Raw genomic sequence first — 18781 nt, forward strand, 5'->3', positions numbered from 1 at the left:
GATGAGCGATCTAAACCGATGCTACAAAGTGCTGGGAATTGAGCCTGGAGCGTCACCGGAAGAGGTGAACCAGGCTTATAAGGATTTAGCGTTTATTTGGCATCCCGATCGGATTCCTGAAGATAATCCTCGGTTGCGGCTAAAGGCTGAAGAAAAACTCAAAGAGATTAATCACGCACGGGATGAATTGCGGTCAATTCAAAGAAATACTTCTAAAAAAACGGCTCAATCGCAGCGATCGCAATCTCGTACACAGCCACATAATACCGCAGCCAATTCTCGCTCGCGCCCGAACGAACCGCCTAAATCCCAATATCAAACCAATTCGGCGCGTTCCGATCTCACTGGAGGCGATTTTCGTGGTGCTAACTTTAAAGAAAAAGACTTGTCAGGCAGAAACTTTAGTTATGCTAATTTGAGCCAAGCTAACCTGAGTGATGCCTTTCTACATAAGATCAATCTCCAGGGAGCCTCTCTCTATAGAGCGAATCTTTTTAGAGCCAATTTGCTGCAAGCAAACTTGAGGGATGCCGATTTACGGGAGACTAACTTAATTGGCGCTGATTTGAGTGGTGCTGATTTGAGTGGTGCTGATTTGACTGATGCAAAGGTTGGGGTAAATGACCGCCTGCTCGTTAAGCTGGTTGGAGCCAAGTTGACTGGCGCAATCTTGCCAGATGGAACAATCCACGACTAGCTTTAAGATATGACTGGGAACGAGATTATAGCAATTCAAGGGTTGGGTGCGATACATATGTGGGAACATGGCAATGCCATGTCCCTACCAAGATGGGGAGAACGTCAGAACCGCGATATATTCCGCCCAACTGAGAAACGCTATATTAGTACGGGTCTGAGCTTAGTCGCCCTTTGTTAACGCTTCTGAGATAGTAGCCAGATGTAGGGCGATTTTTGAGGTTGAATGTATCGCCACTTTTAACTTTCCAAATCTTGTAGTTAGAGAAGGTTAGGGGAGTTTGCGGTTCGCATACCTCTGGCATATGGTCAGCGAGGACAAAGTATGCTGCACCTTCCATCACCCGCGCCATCCCGTTTTTATCTACAACAACCGATGTATTTTCGTCTACCGCTATTCCCAAGGCGCTGTCAGATATCCCGTCTCTGATTTGACGCGCAATAAAGGTCATGGTACGACCCATGCGATCGCGTTTGCTAAAGTGTGTGTCTACAAGGGTTGCTTTCATATTCGCCCACTTAAAGAAGTCGTAGGTGAAGCTGATGTCTTCATAGGGGTCTTCTAAAGCTTCCCTGGTTTCCACAGTATCCGAGCAGGCGTTGTAAACAAAATCACTTTGGATCATTGAGCCTGCACTGGTGCCACCAATTGCGCCGCCTCTGGCATTTACTGATTTTACCGCTGCCTCAACCGCTGTATTTTTGAAGTTCCGGGTGTATTCGCACTGGTCGCCACCAGCAAAAAATATCGCCTCGGCGTTTTTGATGGGATTGACAACATTCGCTTTTTGTGAATCGTCCCGACTGGTGATGACCAGAGTTTCCACCGAGTCAACGCCGTTCATGGATGCGATCGCATCGTTGTATCCATCATTGCCGGAGGATCTGATAACTACGACATCAACTTTGGTGGCGCAGTCTGTACAACCCCTTACCTGATTAATCATCCACTGAATCGCCTCATCTACATCAGGGCCACCGCCGCCAAAGTTATAGGCTGGGCCAGCTAAGGTAGGATTAACATCGGCGGAGTTACCCTTTAGATAGCGCGTAACTTTGGCTTGGGCGGGTAAGGTTAGAACTGTCATTATTATCATCAACAACAGTGCCACCGTGCTGATTTTCAGTGCTGAAGGGAGTCGGGATGAATTTACCATAGCTTGCTGACTGAAATTGTCGGAGTGGGTTTTCCCGCCCCTACTGGTAACGAGAATTATATTACCGGGCAAATGGCACTAACCGGAAAGCTTGCGTTTTGCCGAGATATGTGCCTACGCCGATAATAATTTTGCGATCGCTTGCGTCAAACCGCCAACCCTAGAGAATCTCTTCTTCCCGTAGAGTCAGGATTTCGACACCTTCCTCAGTCACAACTACTGTATGCTCAAACTGGGCGGAAAGCTTTCGATCTTTGGTGACAGCAGTCCAGCCATCTTTGAGAACTTCCACCTCCCAAGTGCCTTCATTAATCATGGGTTCGATAGTGAAGACCATTCCCGATCTCAGACGCTTACCTGTATTGCGTTTACCATAGTGGGGAATCTCAGGTGCAGTATGAAAAACGCGGTGTACGCCGTGTCCCGCAAAATCCCGCACTACGGAAAAGCCCTCTTTCTCAGCATATTCTTGGATAGCTGCACCAATGTCGCCAATCCGCGCACCAGGCTTAACTTCGGCAATTCCTCGGAAAAGACACTCTTTGGTTACTTCAACCAGCTTTTTTGTTGTAGGTGAGGGCGAACCGACAAAAAATGTCTTGGATGTATCACCGTAATAACTATTAAGAATTGGTGTGACGTCAATGTTAATAATGTCACCTTCTTTAAGAACTTGTTTAGCACTTGGGATGCCGTGACATACTACTTCATTGATGCTGGTACAGATAGATTTGGGAAATCCTTTGTAGCCTAGTGGGGCGCTTATTGCTCCATGTTCTTTTGTCCAGCGTTCGGCTTCGTCGTTGATTTGTAATGTGCTTACTCCTGGTTTAACCATTGGTTCTAGGTGGGACAAGAGGGCGGCTGCTAAGCGCCCAGAGGCACGCATTTTTTCTACTTCTCTGCTAGATAAAATCTCAATCATTTCGGTTTTCATTGTTATTCCCTTTTAAGTTGTACTTGATGGTTTTGGGTTGAGTTTAAGAGATGAACCGCGTTAGCGTTAGCGTTAGCGAAGCCATGCGCGTTAGCGCTTTAGGCGCACAGGGCGCGAAGGAAGAGGAAGAAGGAAGAAAGAAAAAAAAAGTAATTTGTAGGTTGGGCTTAACGTGTGGAAACTCAACAAGTCACGCTTGTTTACACCGATGTTGGAGTTCGTTTTGTGTTGAGATATCTACTGGTATCCTGCGGCTTGCAGTTTAAAAAGGGTAGCGTAGCGTCCCTGAAGCTGCAACAACTCTTGGTGAGTTCCCTCTTCCAGTACAACGCCTCCTTCTAAAACTACAATTGTGTCAGCCATGCGTACAGTTGAAAAGCGGTGGGAGATGAGGAGAACCATCTGATGCTGGGTAAGCTTCTGAAAACGTTCAAAAATTTTGACTTCAGCTTCCGCATCCATTGCTGCTGTTGGTTCGTCTAACACCAAAATATCCGCCGCAGTTCGCATAAATGCACGGGAAAGAGCAATTTTCTGCCACTGTCCGCCGGAGAGTTCGACTCCTCCCCGAAACCATTTCCCTAACTGAGTTTGATAGCCTTGGGCCATTTTCTCAATGAAAGGTTCAGCCATGCCTTTTTCAGAGGCGATTTTCCAGCGTTTTTCGTCTTCTATGTGGTCTACATCGCCAACGCCAACATTTTCCCCAACTTTGAACTGATAGCGCACAAAGTCTTGAAAAATTACGCCGATGCGATCGCGCAACACTTCATTATCCCATTCTTGTAAGTCTAAGCCATCGAGTAAAATGCGTCCTGAGTCTGGTGTATACAGCCGGGTTAAAAGCTTAATCAGGGTAGTCTTTCCCGAACCGTTTTCGCCGACAATTGCTAGTTTTTCTCCTGGTTTCAGGTGTAGGGAAATTCCATTTAAGGCGGGTTGCGAACTTCCGGGGTAGGTGAAGTAGACGTTCTGGAAACGTACCCCATCACCGGGAATTAACCCCTCAGTTGCTGTACCCGAAGATTTCGGGATTTCTTCTTCTAGAAATTCGTAGAGGTTGGAGAGATACAGGTTGTCTTCGTACATTCCGCCGATGGAACCCAAGGCGGCGGAAAAGGTAGACTGTCCTTGGCGGAATACCATTAAGTACATGGTCATGTCGCCAAGGGAGATGCGACTAGCGATCGCTTCCAGTACAATCCAAGCGTAGGCGAGATAAAAGGCGCAGGTACTCAATAACCCCAACAAGTAACCCCAAAATCCTCGCCGTAGAGTCAGGTTGCGGTCTTCGTCGTAAAGTCGATGGAAGATGTCACGGTAGCGTTGTAGTAAAAGATCCCCTAATTGGTAAAGTTTCACCTCTTTGGCGTAGTCTTCTCGCGCAATCAGGGTTTCTAGGTAGTGTTGGGCGCGAGTTTCGGGGGATCGCCAACGGAACAGGCGAAAAGCTTCCCCAGAGAAGCGAGATTCGGCGATGAAGGCGGGTAATGCTGCTGTTGCAAGTATCACCACAGCCCAAGCAGAGAAATTCAGCAACAAGCCGCCGTAAGTCACCAGTGAGAGGGCATTTTGAATTAAGCTGAATGTGCGGCTTACTAAGGAGAGGGGACGGCTTGATGCTTCCATCCGCGCCCGCATCAATTTGTCGTAAAATTCGGAATCCTCAAAATAGCGAAGTTCTAGCGTTAACGCTTTTTGCAAAATTAGAACATTCACTTTTTGTCCCAGCAGGACTCGCAGCAAAGATTGACAAACAGTTAAACCCCGCTGGCTACCTGCGAGTAATATAACTGCGATCGCTTCGAGTCCCACATAACCCAAAGCTTGAAGGCGTTCGCTTTGCAACCCAGTTTGAGAAGCGAAGACTACTGCATCGACAATTAATTTGCCTACATAGGCGACGGCTGCTGGCAGCAAACCTGCCACTATAGTAAGGATGGCAAAGATGATTGTCAGAATGCGGCTAGTAGTCCAAACTAAGCTGAGGGCGCGATCGCTGTATCGGAAAACTGCTAGAGATTGACGCAAACGTTGCCAAATACTCTGGAGAAAGTTAAATTTCTGGTGACGACTCATATCTTTGTTATAAATCGTCTTTAGGGGTGTTGTGTTGCACCTTCAGGGAGGTAAGACAACCTGAAGTTTCGAGTAGCGATCGCGCAACACTCCAGATAAGGCCCGTAACCCCCACTCTTCGCAGCGACGATGACCGACTGCAACAACGCTGATTCCAGTTTCTTTTACAGCAGCTTCAGCAGGTTGTCTCAACTGCCCTGTAATATATAAATCGACCTTACGCAACGCCGCCTCGCGTACCAGCGCATCTGTCATCGCGCCAACTACAGCAACCCGCTTCACCTCACCGCTAACTCCCGCCAGCACTTTGTCGCGTCCGCCGAAGATTTCGTTTAGACCACTACAGTAACTCACCATACTCTGTGTGGGAATCTCCCCCAGCATCCCAATCGGTCGCCCTTCTTTCTCACCCACCACCTCTAATGCAGACATTTCCAACACATCCGCAAGACGATTATTAAACCCTAGTGTCAGGCGTTCATCAAAAGCTAAATGATAGGCCACCACGCCTATATCTGGTAATAATCCTGGTTCCAGTTTCCAGGGACGATGCAAAAATAAAGCATCTATTTGTCTAGATTTTGCCCATTCTGCCAATCCATCCCAAGGTTCCACCGCTAATCCAAAACGATGAATTGGGCGTGTTGAATGGTGGTAGATTCCGCCTTGGTCATCACCGAAACGATGGACGGCAAAGAATTGATCTAAAAATCTGGCAATATCATTTAGAGTGAGCATAACCTTTCTTGAAGTCAAGAATCACCTTTTTACCTCTTTTAAAAGCTGCTGCAATCTGCTGGTAAACTTTTTGTCCATCCTCAGAAGTTATACATAAAGTATTTCCAATAACTTCAGTTACAACAATCTTGGCAGCATTCTCAGATTGGGGATGAGAAGAAGTTAAGTATTTCATAATAAAAAAGGCGACATTTACGCTTTTAGAGGAGTCAGTTTAATTTGACGTAGGCGACGCATCCTCTAAACTTGGCTAATCATGGCTCATTAGAACCTGAAATGTTATGAGTATGAGAAGTTTGCTGTAATTTTTGCGCTTCTTGCAATTCTAGTCTCGCCAGCGATGTAGCCGCATCCGCTAGCTGTAAAGCTAAATTCGCCCGACAAATTGGGTCTTTTTCTTTCCAGAGATCCTTCGCCAGAAAATTCACTCGATAGCGAAACATTTTAATTGAGCAGGGCGGAATAACTTTAATTTTCATATCTATAATCTCTTTTCTACAGCAGCTCGAATGCGAAGGAATACCCATTCTGGCTCTAGGTAAACAAATGTTAGCAATATCACTTCATCTTCACTAATAATTTTTACATCGTAGGTTGTTTGTTGAGGTTCAACCAGTTCATGTTTCACAACTACGGTGTATTCCCCAACCGGAAGGTCATCAAAACCCGCATCCGCATAAATCAAGTCAAAAGTCTCCTCTGCAAGCGGCTGTCCGTCTTGCCGAAGTAAAGTTACAAATGCAATGCCATCAATGGAAGTCAGGGCATTGTTATCCTGATTCCGAATCATCACGAAAATATCGGACATCTAACCATTGCCTTTCGCTTCTAGTGTCACGAGTTTATCTCAAAATAAAAGCGATCGCTTTTTGATTCGGTGAGCAGTAATATTGCTGTAGCAAACTTCTATTCAGAGGCGCTATGTTCATTAGCCTGATTGCAGACTACGGAAACGGTGATCCAGCATTTGCTGAGGTTACACAACGTCTTTTGATGGCTTTACCAGCATCCCAGATTTACTGCCTCTCGGTGCCTCCCTTCAGTACCCTGGCGACTGGCTTTTGGGTGGCGCAACTCGGACTAAACCCTGGTTCCGCAGATCGACTAATATATCACAATTGCGCTCCTCGCCAAGATGACCCGGAGGCCCGGAAAAACAACGAAGGCGAGGGATTGACTTATGCTCTGCTACCAAACGGTGTCAAAGTGGTGGGTGTATTTGCTGGCTACACTCTCTCTTTTATCAAAGACCATGCTGAAGTTTTACACACAGTGAAGGTTTCGCGGGGAGGATCGCAGTTTCGATCGCGGGATGTGTTTCCCAGTGCTGCTGCTGCGATCGCTTCGGGAGATACTAGCCTTTTGGGAGAAGTCTTGCAGCCAGACCAGATACCTGATGCACCAAGCGATCGCATCGCCTGGTGTGACGGTTACGGTAACATTAAAACCACTATCCCCGCCCATAGCGTCGATTTGAAACCAGAACAAAAGGTGGTGGTTCGAGTCGGAGATGTGGTCAGCGATGCCATCTACTCAGACGGCAGTTTCAAAGTCCCAGAAGGAACTCTGGCATTCTCGCCGGGAAGTTCCGGTTGGAATTCCGCTAAAGATAATCAACCGATCCGCTGGATGGAGTTATTTCTGCGCGGCGGAAGTGCTTGGGAACGTTTCGGCAGACCCCGCTTAAATCAGTTGGTAACTCGCCTCAGTTGACAAGATTAAAAGTTAAAAATGCAAAATTCTTAAGAATTTTGCATTTTTAACTTTTTGAAGGCTGTTTGGGATTTCCTGCCGCTGCCTGCACCACATTCCAAAATGCTGAAACAAATGCCGATGCTAAAAGTACAAGCATCAAAGTACCGAGAGCTGCAAAGGGAGAGAAAATTGTTAATATTAACAATGCAAAAACTATAATTGACACCACTGCTCTATTCATAAGTCTCATTTCCAGTTCCAGGCTACTCATACAGCATATCAAGGCGATTCCCTAAACCGCGCCTTCCCCTTTGCTGAATTTAATATCATCACTTTGAGAGATGAAACGCCGATTCCCAAACTCCAAATGTGGGGAAAATTTAGTTATGAGGCTCTATTTTTTTAAAGACTCTCAGCACCAAAAAACACAACAAAGCCCCAATTAAGCTCATCTGCCACAACCCACAACCTGCGGCAATTCCCAACGCGGCAGAAACCCAAATAGCAGCAGCAGAAGTGAGTCCGTGAATTTTAATCTTTTTCCTCGATTCCTGCTGCGATTCCCGTAAAATTTCCCCAGCACCTAAAAACCCAATACCCGCTGTAATTCCTTGGACTACCCTACTTAGAGCATCAGAGTTTAGTTCATTTTCATCTACCAAAAGGGGTATTAATGTCAAAAGTGCTGCACCAAAACTCACCAGCATATGAGTTCTTAAGCCAGCTGGTTTGTTCTTTAGTTCGCGTTCTATGCCGATAATCGCTCCAACGAGCATAGCAAAACATAGCCTGAAGCTGATGCCTAACCAATCATCGGGGGAAAGTAAGTAAGTTTGTGACAATTTTGTACTGGAAGAAGGAATTACTTCAACCAGTTTAAGTTACAAGGTGTTTTGGGTAACGGAGAGGGAGGGATTCGAACTCTCGGAACCTTTCGGTTCACTCGATTTCAAGTCGAGCGCATTAGACCACTCTGCCACCTCTCCAGGTGCATTTTTTTATCATATCAAGATTGGTGGATCTTTTGACTACTGGCTGAGGATTGATTGTACTGACTCCTGGCGACGGTAAAGAATTTGCTCGGATGCTATGTTGAAGTCACAGCCAAGCCAAACGAGGGAGGCTTGGGAGACGACACCGTTTTGCAGGGAAACGAGGGAAAAGTTACGCAGGCGATCGCTTGGTGTCTGAATAATCCGGGGTACACTTGCCGCATTTAAGTAAACTGTGCCTTCTGCGCCGATATAGATAGGGTTTCGCAGCTCTTTAGTATGACGCAGCTGGTGGTGCATATGACCGAAGGTAACTAGGGCAATGGTTTTACCCTGATTGCGAGATTGAGCGATCGCATCCGCAAAATCCGGATCGCCATAGTCGCCGCCGATGGGATACCAATCTTTCCCGCAAGGATCTTCTGCGCGATCGCCTAACCCGATCGGGCCATTGTGTCCCATAAAAATGATAGTTTCATAAGCGGCGCTATTTGCTGCCGCGACGATGCGCTCGGTGGATTCTGCAAAATTCGTTACTTTGTAACGCTCTTGATAGAATTCCGCATTTTTCCAAACCAAGCCACCCCAGCTAAAAGGACGACTCCCCACCACGCTTAAATTGAGTTTTGGAAAGTCGAGCTTACCATAGCCGACATGGGCTTCTCCCAGTAAATCCAATTGTTCCTGCACTCGGTCTTCTTTTTCACGGTCGTAGGGACACCGCTTTCTACCCCAATCTGAGGCACTATACCAAGCGTCATGGTTGCCCATAATTGCTGCTTTGGGGAGGTCGAGAGATGCGATCGCCTCTACCACATCCACCGATTCATTACCAAAATCCCCCACAAACAGCGCTAAATCAATGCCTAGATGCTTGAGGGCTAGTTCGTCCTCAGCTTCCCATTGGTCGTGAACATCTCCCACAACAGCGATTTTGATGGATTTCTCTTGATGACTCGTCATGCCTACCCCCTTGCCTATATTCCAGAATAGCAATCCGGGGAACGAGAGAAATTTCTTATATAAAAAACCTAATCCCCCACAGCAGCTTTTGGTAAAAACAACTATAATTACTGATTACACCCCTAACAACTTGGTACTCAAGGCATCTTTTAACTGTGTTTACCAATACACTTCCCCAACGCGCTATTACCCAGACCGAGGCACTACCTTACGATTTGTTTGAGGCGATAAAAGCCTTAAAAAAGAAGCTTAACGCCGTTATTATTGCCCATTACTATCAAGACCCTGATATTCAGGATGTAGCAGATTATATCGGGGATTCCTTAGAACTTTCCCGCAGAGCAGCCAGCACCGATGCTGATGTCATCGTCTTTGCAGGGGTTCACTTTATGGCGGAAACTGCCAAAATTCTCAATCCAGATAAACTGGTGTTGCTGCCAGATTTGGACGCGGGTTGCTCTTTGGCAGATAGTTGTCCGCCGGATGCCTTTGCAAAATTTAAAGCTGCTCATCCCGGACATTTGGTGGTTTCTTATATTAACTGCTCCGCTGAAATTAAGGCGATGAGCGATATTATTTGCACAAGTTCCAACGCGGTTAAAATTGTCAACCAAATCCCAGAAAATCAACCGATAATTTTTGCTCCCGACCGAAATTTAGGGCGATATGTTATGGAGCAAACTGGGCGAGATTTGGTGCTGTGGCAAGGTAGTTGTATTGTCCATGAAACCTTCTCTGAAAAGAAGATTATCCAGCTAAAAATTCAACATCCAAATGCTGAGGTAATTGCTCACCCTGAGTGCGAACCTCCAGTTTTGCGCCACGCCAATTATATTGGCTCTACTTCAGCTTTGCTGAACTATTCTCAAGCAAGTGATAGTTCGGAATTTATTGTCGCTACTGAGCCGGGAATTATCCACCAAATGCAGAAGCGAGAGCCGAATAAAAAGTTTATTCCAGCACCGCCGATGAATAATTGTGCTTGCAATGAGTGTCCGTTTATGCGGTTAAATACGCTGGAGAAACTTTATTTGGCGATGAAAAATCGAACGCCAGAGGTGACTTTACCGGAGGAAATGCGAGTTGCAGCGTTGCGTCCAATGCAGCGGATGTTGGAAATGAGTATTTAATTGAACCTTTTTATTAGCCCCTTTTTCAGGAGATTCTCAAAGGATTTTTCTGGCATTTGGGCTTTAAGGTATCACTTTTTCTTAGCCCCCCTTAAAAAGGGGGGTTGGGGGGATCAAAGCATCGTTGTCATCGGTGCAAATTCCTCCTAGTTAAAAATAATTGTAGGTTGGGTTGAGGTACGAAACCCAAGGGAGCATCCCGTTTTTGCAAAAATACCTTGCGATTGGAAATCGCGGCTACACAAACCAAGTCCGCCTGCGCGGACTCAATTGGGCGATTTGCAAATACAGGATGCTCCCCGAAACCCAACCTACGCTTTAGCTAAAATCGGAAAAATGAGTAAAGAGTGTTTAATTGTTTTTACTCGCTATCCAGAACCGGGAAAAGCGAAGACTCGACTAATTCCGGCTTTGGGAAGCCAAGGTGCAGCAAATCTTCATCGTCGGTTGGCTGAATATACTCTTTCGCAGGTTAGGGAACTCCAGGGAGAACGTCCTACGAGTGTGGAAGTTTATTTTTCTGGCGGTAATCAACAGCTGATGCAAGACTGGTTAGGGGCTGATTTTATCTACAAGCCTCAAGTTGATGGAGATTTAGGATTGCGGATAGTGTCGGCGTTTGATGGTGCTTTTAGTAACGGGATAGAGGGTGCTTTGATTATTGGCACTGATTGCCCCGATTTGAGTGCGAAAATTATGTCAGAAGCGTTTGATGGGCTAATTCTGCACGATTTGGTTTTGGGGCCAGCGTTGGATGGAGGATATTATTTAATAGGTTTGCGTCGGGTTTTTCCCCAACTGTTTGCGGAAATTCCTTGGGGAACTTCTGAGGTGTTGGCAAAAACTATAGCGATCGCATCCTCGATGAATTTGAGTATAGCTTATCTTCCACCGCTGGCTGATATTGACCGTCCAGAGGATTTGGCACAACTTAAAAATTTTGAATTGTAGAGAGGCGATATATCGCGTCTAGAGTTAGGAGTTATGAGTGACAGAAGCACCCAAAATTTCGGTTATTATTCCAGTTTTAAATGAGGCTTCCCGAATTAGATTAAATTTAGTAAGCTTTGAAAAGACGACAAATGTGGAAGTGATTGTGGTGGATGGGGGAAGTCAGGATGAAACTGTCGCTATAGCTAAATCTTTGGGTGTGCAAGTTCTGTCTGCTGCTGCTGGTCGCGATCGCCAAATGAATGCAGGTGCTAAAGTTGCTACGGGGGATATTCTGCTATTTCTTCATGCGGATACTCGTTTACCTGTTGGTTTCGATGCTATAGTTCGCCAAGCATTAGCCCAAAGAGGAACAATTGCTGGTGCATTTGAGTTGAAGATTGATGCACGGATGCGATCGCTACGTCTGGTAGAAAAGATGGTAAATTGGCGATCGCGCTTTTTGCATCTACCCTACGGCGATCAAGCAATCTTTTTGAAAGCATCGGTTTTTCACGAGATTGGGGGTTTTCCCAATCTCCCAATCATGGAAGATTTTGAATTTATCCTTCGCCTCAGACGTTTGGGAAATATTACCGTTGTCCCGGCTTCGGTGTTGACTTCTGCACGTCGTTGGCAAAAACTTGGTGTAATAAAAACTACTTTCATTAACCAAGTAGTAATTATTGGCTACTTTCTGCGAGTTCCTCCTTCGCAGCTAGTTCGTTGGTATGGGAGATTCCGCCCTTAAAAGATTTTATTGAGGCTGGAACGCCAAAATTTTAAAATTTGATTAGTATTAATTATATCTAGTATGTTTATTATTTGCTGCTTATAGACCAAAATTTTAAAATTTGATTAATATTAATTATATCTAGTGTTTTTATTATTGGCTGCTTATATAGTAATAATACCGATGTCAATGCTACATGAACATTGCACAATTAGTGCATAACATAAAAATAGAAAATATATAAAGTATAAAATTTTTTGCAGTTATCTTTCAGGTTAATTATTGTTTTTAGAGGGAGAAATTTAGTCAAAGCGGGGGAGCAAGTGTAGCGAAGAAGTTTTCTAACGCATGGTTATCTCTAACCCAATATATCGCCATGTTGATAGTGCAGTGAGTAATCGAGAAGTACGTCAAGGCAAAATCTTCACTTAAGATATCAGATTTAGTCCCTCTATGAAAGTTATGCGTCCAATCCTGCGATCGCTCTACAGACAACTGGGCAAAATATCTCTAGGCTGCGTTAGTTTTTTTCGTAGCTACCTCAAGAGGAGTAACACAAAAACAGTCTCTTCTAGTTCTCAAAACACGCCGACACCAAAAGCCAACCCAGCACCCTTGCCTAGCAACGAAACGGAGAGACTAAAGGCGCTACACCGCTACAACATTCTGGATACTCCTGCGGAAGAGGCATTCGACGATCTGGCTCTCTTGGCTTCATATATTTGCGGCACTCCCATTGCCTTAGTCAGCCTTGTCGATGAAAATCGGCAGTGGTTCAAGTCAAAAGTTGGTATTGAAGCAACAGAAACACCAAGAGATTTAGCGTTCTGCGCCCATGCCCTTCTTATACCAGAGAAACCGCTAGTTGTGCCCAATGCCTTAGAAGATGAGCGGTTTGCCACGAACCCCTTGGTACTTTCTAACCCAGCAATACGATTTTATGCAGGTGTCCCCTTAGTAACACCTGAAGGGTTTCCTGTGGGAACCCTCTGCGCGATCGACACAATTCCTCGGAATCTAACCAACGAGCAGCTTGAGTCCCTAAAAGCTTTGGGGAGGCAAGTTATAACGCAACTAGAACTACGAATTCATGTTACTGAGTTACAACGCACAGTTGTTAAACGAAAGCAAGCCGAGGAGGCATTGCAAGAACAGAGGGAGTTACTAGAAGTAACTCTTTCCAGCATTGGTGACGCTGTAATTGCAACTGATACAACAGCAAACATAACCTTCATAAATCCTTGGGCAGAAGAGCTAACAGGATGGCTTGCCAAAGAAGTTATAGGCAGAAAAATAGATGCAGTCTTTTCTACTATTGATGGTGAAACGCGGCAAGAGGTTGAAATTCCTATAAGGAAAGTGCTGCAAGAAAGAGTGGTTGTCGAACAATTAACTAATAATACAGTCTTGCTCGCACGAGATGCCAGACAAATCCCTATAGATCATAGTTGTGCCCCCATTCTTAGTAGCAATGGAGCAATGTATGGAGCGGTATTAGTATTTCGCAACATCACTGCTCGTCGGCGGGCAGAACAAGAGCGACTGCAACTTCTAGAACGAGAGCAGGTAGCAAGGAGTGCAGCGGAGGCAGCGAAAAATAGAGTTACGAACATTTTAGAAAGCATCACCGATGGTTTCTTTGCTGTAGACAACGAGTGGCGATTTACCTATCTGAACCCGCAATCAGAACCACTTTTGCAGCGATCGCGCGACGAACTGCTGGGTAATAATCTGTGGAACGAGTTCCCCGAAGCTGTTAGCTTAATTTTTTACGAGCAATTCCATAAAGCATTATCCCAGAAAATTGCGGTCGAATTTGAAGAGTTTTATCCCACCCTTAATACCTGGTTTGCAGTCCATGCTTATCCATCTAAAGACGGACTATCAGTTTATTTTAAAAATATCAGCAAGCGCAAGCAAGCTGAAGAAGAAATGCGGCGTACGCAAAATTTTCTTAACTCTATTGTCGAAAATATTCCCCATACAATTTTTGTCAAAGATGCCAACGAGCTTAAGTTTGTCAGCATAAACAAAGCAGCTGAAGAACTGTTTGGTTTTTCCAAAGAAAATATCGTCGGCAAGAGCGATCGCGACTTTTTTCCTAAAGAAGTAGCTGATTTCTTCAACGCTAAAGACCGGGAAGTATTGTCAAGCAGAAAATCTTTAGATATACCGGAAGAACCGATACAAACAAGCCATAAAGGCGGAAGGCTACTGCATACCAAAAAGATACCGATTTTCGACGCCACAGGAAAACCAGAATATTTGTTGGGTATTTCAGAAGATATTACCTCGCGCAAGCAAGCAGAGAAAACTATGCGGCGACAGTTAGCTGCTGTAGAGGCTGCAACAGATGGCATCGCCATTCTTAATAAGAATGTTGAATATATCTATCTCAACGGTTCGCACGTCCAAACATTTGGCTATGGCAACGCGGAGGAAATGATTGGCAAGGCTTGGAAAGATTTATATCATCAAGAAGAACTGGGGAGAATTGAAAGCGATATTTTTCCCGTTCTCTTAGAAAAGGGTAGCTGGCAAGGAGAAGCAATTGGCCAAAAACGGGATGGGACTACATTTCCTGTGGAAATTTCCCTTACCTTAATTTCAGATGGCGGAATGATATGTGTCTGCCGCGATATAACTGCTCGCAAGCAGGCAGAAGAAACATTGCGACTGCGCGATCGCGCGATCGCAGCTAGCAGCAACGGCATTGTTATTTGTGATGCCAGACTGCCCGATTTGCCGATGATCTACGTCAATCCTGCTTTCGAGCGAATGACTGGGTACAAAGGACAAGAAGTGCTGGGACGAAACTGCCAATTTCTTCAAGGTAGCGATCGCCATCAAGTAGAGTTAACCAAACTTAGGAATGCACTTCAAGAAGCTAAAGACTGCACCGTTGTTTTACGCAACTACCGCAAAGATGGCACTCTCTTCTGGAATGAATTAAGCATTGCGCCGATTTATGATGCTGCTGGCAATCTCAGCCAGTATATTGGCATTCAAACAGATATCACTGAAAGAAAAGTAGCTGAGGAGGAACTGCAACAGGCTAAAGAACACCTCCAAGCCGTCTTGGATGCGGTACCTGGGTTTGTTTCTTGGATTGGCTCAGATCTGCGATTCAAGGGTGTCAATAGACATCTTGCTGCCAGCTTTAACTTGTCTCCAGATGTCTTTGTCGGTCAAACTTTAGATTTTTTAGAAAAAAACTCTCAGTGTGCTGAATTTCTGCATCAGTTTCTTGCCAGCCAGGAGCTAGCAGCAAGTCGAGTCATACAATCTAAAATTAATAACTCTATTAGAGATTACTTAATCGTTGCTCAAAAGTATCAGCAAGGCAGCGCTGCTGTTTCAGTGGCAATTGATATAACCGAGCGAAAACAGACGGAAGAAGCACTGCGGGAAAGCGAGGAGCGGTTCCGCCAGATGGCAGAAACTATTAATGAAGTCTTTTGGATAACTTCTCCAGATCATGCTCAGATATTCTATGTCAGTTCTGCATATGAAAAGATATGGGGCTACAGTTGCGAAAGCCTGTACGAGCAGCCTAGCTCTTGGATGAACGCTATCCATCGGGAGGATCGGGAGCGCCTGATAGCTGCTCTAGAGAAACAGCTTAGCGACTACGACGAGGAGTATCGAATTGTACGCAATGACGGTACGATTCGCTGGATACGCGATCGCGCTTTTCCTGTTAAAAACGAAACTGGGAAAGTTTCCCGCATTGTCGGTCTTGCAGAGGATATAACCCAGCGCAAGCAGACCGAGGAAGAAGTCCGTTTCCTACAAATAATAACGAAAGCGGTCTTTGATTCCGAAGACTTTCACGCTGCGTTGCGGATTGCCCTAGAGAAAGTGTGCGAAGCGACAGGGTGGGATGTTGGAGAAGCCTGGATTCCACGCCCCGATGGAACCGTCCTCGAATGCAGCCCAGCTTGGTATACCCGCAGCGATCTTTTACACGAATTCAGAAGACTGAGCGAGGAGGTGACATTTGCACCAGGCGTTGGAATGCCCGGTCGCGTCTGGGTATCGAAAGAACCAGAGTGGCGACGAGATGTTTCAATTGAGTCCAAGCAAGTGTATCCCCGCGTACAGATGGCGATGAAAGCTGGATTAAAAGCCGCACTAGCAATTCCTATTGTTGCTAATGATAATGTCCTCGCTGTCCTCGTGTTCTATATGTTTGAATCTCGTGACGAGGATCGACGACTGATTGAACTGATTTCAGCTTCGACTGAATTGGGCTTATTCATTCAGCGCAAGCGAACAGAAGAAGAAGTTATTAAGGCACTGGAAAAAGAAAAAGAACTCGGCGAACTCAAATCCAGCTTTATTTCCATGACTTCTCACGAGTTTCGTACCCCACTGACAGCAATTCTGGGTTCTGCCGAATTACTAGAAAATTACAGCCACAAATGGACAGAGGAGAAAAAACTTAGCTATATCCATCGCATTCAATCTAACGTCAAACATTTAGTTCAGTTATTAGAAGATGTGATGCTGATTGGCAAAGCAGAAGCGCGAAAAATAGAGTTTAAGCCTTCCCCGATCGATCTAGTGCAATTTTGCCTTGTCGTGGTCGAAGAACTGCAACTTACAACCGGCAGCCAGCATAAAATTGACTTTACGGTTCGAGGTACGTGTACCGATGCTTGCATGGATGAAAAACTGCTGTGGCACATCCTCACCAATTTACTCTCGAATGCTATTAAGTATTCGCACCAAGGCGGTGTTGTTGATTTTGAGTTATCTTTTGGGGATGGAGTAGCCATTTTCCTAGTCAAAGATCGAGGTCTTGGCATTGTCGAAGAAGATTTACAAAGACTGTTTGAGTCATTTTATCGTGCTAAAAATGTCGGCAAAATTCCTGGTACTGGACTAGGATTGGCAATTGTCAAAAAGTCTGTAGAGTCACACGGTGGAGCAATCGCGGTTACGAGCGAAATTGATGTAGGTACAACATTTACTGTTACTCTTCCCTTGAATAGATACACACAAACTTATGACAAGAATTTTAGTAATTGAAGATCAAGAAGATCTTCGAGAGATTATTTTAGAAATGCTTGATAATGAGAATTTTGATGCCCTTAGTGCAGAAAATGGCCAAGTAGGCATCCAATTAGCTCAGTCTTACCTACCTGACTTGATTATTTGCGATGTAATGATGCCTGAACTCGATGGTTATGGTGTACTTACCAACTTGCGCCAAAACCCCGCAACGGCGATGATTCCCTTTATTTTTCTCACCGCTAAAGCTAGCAAAGCCGATTTGCGTCAAGGTATGGAACTGGGAGCAGATGATTATCTCACCAAACCCTTTACAGTAAAAGAACTTTTGGGAGCTATCACGGCTCGGTTAGAAAAAAAGGTAGCGGGAGATAAGCAATCCCAAGAAAAGCTGGATGAGTTGCGGAGTAATATCGTCCAGTCACTTCCCCACGAATTGCGTACCCCCCTTAATGGAATTATGGCATTTTCACAACTTCTTATCGAATCATATGATTTGATGGAAAAAGAAGAAGTTCTGGAAATGCTCTCAGACATCAATACTTCTGCCAGTCGTTTAAACAGGCTGATTCTGAATTTTCTGCTATATGCAGACCTTGAACTAATTGCGACAAAGCCAGAGCGAATTCAGGAATTGCGGGCTAGTCAAATGAACAATCCCCAGAAAGCGATCGCAGAAGTTGCCCGCAAAATAGTTCAAACAGCTGGCAGAGAAGCAGATTTATCTTTAGAACTGCAAGATGCTCCTCTGAAGATTTCTGAGGCAAACCTGAAGAAAATTGTTGAAGAAATAGTTGATAATGCCTGTAAATTTTCTGCAACTAGCACCCCAATTCGCGTTTTCAGTATTTCCGAAAATAATACCTTTACTCTAGGTGTAAGCGACCAGGGACGGGGTATGAATGTCCAACAAATTGCCAATCTAGGAGCCTACATGCAATTTAATCGTAAAGTCTACGAACAGCAAGGTTCGGGATTAGGACTGATTCTTGCTAAACGATTGGCTGAATTACATGGAGGACAATTGACGATTCAAAGTATACCCAATCGGCAAACAACAATACATATTTCACTGCCAATATCAAGTAATATAGCAGTCCTAAATGATTTATGAAGGCGAGATCCTCGACTTCTCTCTCGAAGTCGGGGATCTGAACTACGGGCATCTCACAACTCAAATAGGATTGCTATATTATTTCAAGTTGATGGTTTAAGGTTCATGGTTGATTATATTTTTTGCAAAACTCGAATATTGGAATTTTTAACCGCAGATGAACGCAGATAGTTTATCTACTTTTGCAAAATGTCTATTGCATCTGTATTAAGAGAAATAGCACTGACTTAAGGCTTGTAGTAGGGTGTATAGTCTAAGCTGGTTTGTTAAGTAGAGCGTTTTTCTCTATGTAACAAAGGCTTGATAAAGTTGGGTAACGCTTACCTCAAACGCCACGTCGCTCAACGGGGAAATCCCCCCTTTTCGCGTGGCTCCCGAACCTACAACTAGCTAGAGCAATTTAGATTGGACGCGCTACTACGATAAAATCCAATTCCCCTTAAGTCAGTGCCATTCGTATTAAGAACAATGAACCATCAACAACTAATTAACCTCAGTTCGGGTTAAGCTGATTGAACCAAAGCCCACTCTAAACGGAGTGATGGTTTCTTGGGTTGATGACAGTAAGCAATTAAACCACACAAGATATTGACCATAAAAT

18 protein-coding genes, 1 tRNA gene and 1 pseudogene are annotated in these 18781 nt (G+C 44.8%); 8 read left to right on the forward strand and 12 right to left on the reverse strand.

Annotated elements, in window-relative coordinates:
- Position 1: 1 nt before the first annotated feature.
- Positions 2-697, forward strand: a complete 696-nt coding sequence (locus H6F63_RS07370; protein WP_190636160.1) for a pentapeptide repeat-containing protein — start codon at positions 2-4, stop codon at positions 695-697.
- A 9-nt stretch (positions 698-706) separates the two neighbouring features.
- Entirely contained in the window at positions 707-877 is a 171-nt protein-coding gene (locus H6F63_RS07375) for a hypothetical protein (RefSeq protein WP_190636162.1), read from the forward strand.
- Here the strand turns inward: H6F63_RS07375 and H6F63_RS07380 are convergent.
- The 7 genes from H6F63_RS07380 to H6F63_RS07410 form a co-directional block, all read right to left on the reverse strand.
- The gene (locus tag H6F63_RS07380) at positions 843-1853 is read right to left on the reverse strand and encodes a Type 1 glutamine amidotransferase-like domain-containing protein (RefSeq protein ID WP_199297825.1); all 1011 of its coding nucleotides are present in this window, start codon (positions 1851-1853) and stop codon (positions 843-845) included. The two genes, H6F63_RS07375 and H6F63_RS07380, sit on opposite strands and share 35 nt — an antisense overlap.
- 160 nt (positions 1854-2013) lie before the next feature.
- The gene (gene map / locus H6F63_RS07385; RefSeq protein WP_190636164.1) at positions 2014-2790 is read right to left on the reverse strand and encodes a type I methionyl aminopeptidase; all 777 of its coding nucleotides are present in this window, start codon (positions 2788-2790) and stop codon (positions 2014-2016) included.
- A 237-nt stretch (positions 2791-3027) separates the two neighbouring features.
- Positions 3028-4869 (reverse strand): ABC transporter ATP-binding protein, encoded by a 1842-nt coding sequence (locus tag H6F63_RS07390; protein ID WP_190636166.1) that lies wholly within the window; start codon positions 4867-4869, stop codon positions 3028-3030.
- A 42-nt stretch (positions 4870-4911) separates the two neighbouring features.
- Entirely contained in the window at positions 4912-5607 is a 696-nt protein-coding gene (locus H6F63_RS07395; RefSeq protein ID WP_190636168.1) for a Nif3-like dinuclear metal center hexameric protein, read from the reverse strand.
- A complete protein-coding gene (locus H6F63_RS07400; protein ID WP_190636170.1) occupies positions 5591-5782 on the reverse strand; it encodes a hypothetical protein in 192 nt (63 codons plus the stop codon). The genes H6F63_RS07395 and H6F63_RS07400 overlap by 17 nt, the downstream gene beginning before the upstream one ends.
- A gap of 79 nt (positions 5783-5861) precedes the next feature.
- Positions 5862-6086: a hypothetical protein gene (locus H6F63_RS07405; RefSeq protein WP_190426233.1), complete on the reverse strand. Its 225-nt coding sequence runs from the start codon at positions 6084-6086 to the stop codon at positions 5862-5864.
- 2 nt (positions 6087-6088) lie between these two features.
- The gene (locus H6F63_RS07410; protein ID WP_190636172.1) at positions 6089-6415 is read right to left on the reverse strand and encodes a hypothetical protein; all 327 of its coding nucleotides are present in this window, start codon (positions 6413-6415) and stop codon (positions 6089-6091) included.
- A 113-nt stretch (positions 6416-6528) separates the two neighbouring features.
- On the opposite strand from H6F63_RS07410, the gene H6F63_RS07415 reads away from it, so the two are divergent.
- On the forward strand, positions 6529-7320 hold the full coding sequence (locus H6F63_RS07415) for an SAM-dependent chlorinase/fluorinase (RefSeq protein ID WP_190636174.1): 792 nt from the start codon (positions 6529-6531) through the stop codon (positions 7318-7320).
- A 46-nt stretch (positions 7321-7366) separates the two neighbouring features.
- Here the strand turns inward: H6F63_RS07415 and H6F63_RS07420 are convergent, their stop codons facing one another.
- The 4 genes from H6F63_RS07420 to H6F63_RS07435 form a co-directional block, all read right to left on the reverse strand.
- Positions 7367-7543: a hypothetical protein gene (locus tag H6F63_RS07420; RefSeq protein WP_190636177.1), complete on the reverse strand. Its 177-nt coding sequence runs from the start codon at positions 7541-7543 to the stop codon at positions 7367-7369.
- 139 nt (positions 7544-7682) lie between these two features.
- Entirely contained in the window at positions 7683-8144 is a 462-nt protein-coding gene (locus H6F63_RS07425; protein ID WP_190636178.1) for an MgtC/SapB family protein, read from the reverse strand.
- 59 nt (positions 8145-8203) lie between these two features.
- Positions 8204-8288 (reverse strand) — tRNA-Ser (locus H6F63_RS07430).
- A gap of 42 nt (positions 8289-8330) precedes the next feature.
- Positions 8331-9257 (reverse strand): TIGR04168 family protein, encoded by a 927-nt coding sequence (locus H6F63_RS07435; RefSeq protein WP_190636180.1) that lies wholly within the window; start codon positions 9255-9257, stop codon positions 8331-8333.
- Between the two features lie 155 nt (positions 9258-9412).
- On the opposite strand from H6F63_RS07435, the gene nadA reads away from it, so the two are divergent.
- The 5 genes from nadA (at position 9413) to H6F63_RS07460 (ending at position 18180) form a co-directional block, all read left to right on the forward strand.
- Complete coding sequence (nadA, locus tag H6F63_RS07440; protein ID WP_190636183.1) at positions 9413-10387, forward strand: quinolinate synthase NadA; 975 nt, start codon at positions 9413-9415, stop codon at positions 10385-10387.
- 336 nt (positions 10388-10723) lie between these two features.
- Complete coding sequence (locus tag H6F63_RS07445; protein WP_190636185.1) at positions 10724-11338, forward strand: TIGR04282 family arsenosugar biosynthesis glycosyltransferase; 615 nt, start codon at positions 10724-10726, stop codon at positions 11336-11338.
- Between the two features lie 37 nt (positions 11339-11375).
- Positions 11376-12068 carry a TIGR04283 family arsenosugar biosynthesis glycosyltransferase gene (locus H6F63_RS07450; protein ID WP_190636188.1) on the forward strand — a complete coding sequence of 231 codons (693 nt, stop codon included), beginning with the start codon at positions 11376-11378 and terminating at the stop codon, positions 12066-12068.
- A gap of 435 nt (positions 12069-12503) precedes the next feature.
- A complete protein-coding gene (locus H6F63_RS07455) occupies positions 12504-17084 on the forward strand; it encodes a PAS domain S-box protein (protein ID WP_190636190.1) in 4581 nt (1526 codons plus the stop codon).
- Positions 17062-18180 carry a hybrid sensor histidine kinase/response regulator gene (locus tag H6F63_RS07460; protein WP_190636192.1) on the forward strand — a complete coding sequence of 373 codons (1119 nt, stop codon included), beginning with the start codon at positions 17062-17064 and terminating at the stop codon, positions 18178-18180. The genes H6F63_RS07455 and H6F63_RS07460 overlap by 23 nt, the downstream gene beginning before the upstream one ends.
- Positions 18181-18683: 503 nt before the next feature.
- On the opposite strand, the pseudogene H6F63_RS30905 reads toward H6F63_RS07460, so the two are convergent.
- A pseudogene (locus H6F63_RS30905) lies at positions 18684-18781 on the reverse strand (IS982 family transposase); the annotation flags it as partial.

It is taken from the genome of Trichocoleus sp. FACHB-40 (assembly GCF_014695915.1).
Taxonomy (GTDB): Bacteria; Cyanobacteriota; Cyanobacteriia; order Cyanobacteriales; family FACHB-T130; genus Funiculus; species Funiculus sociatus.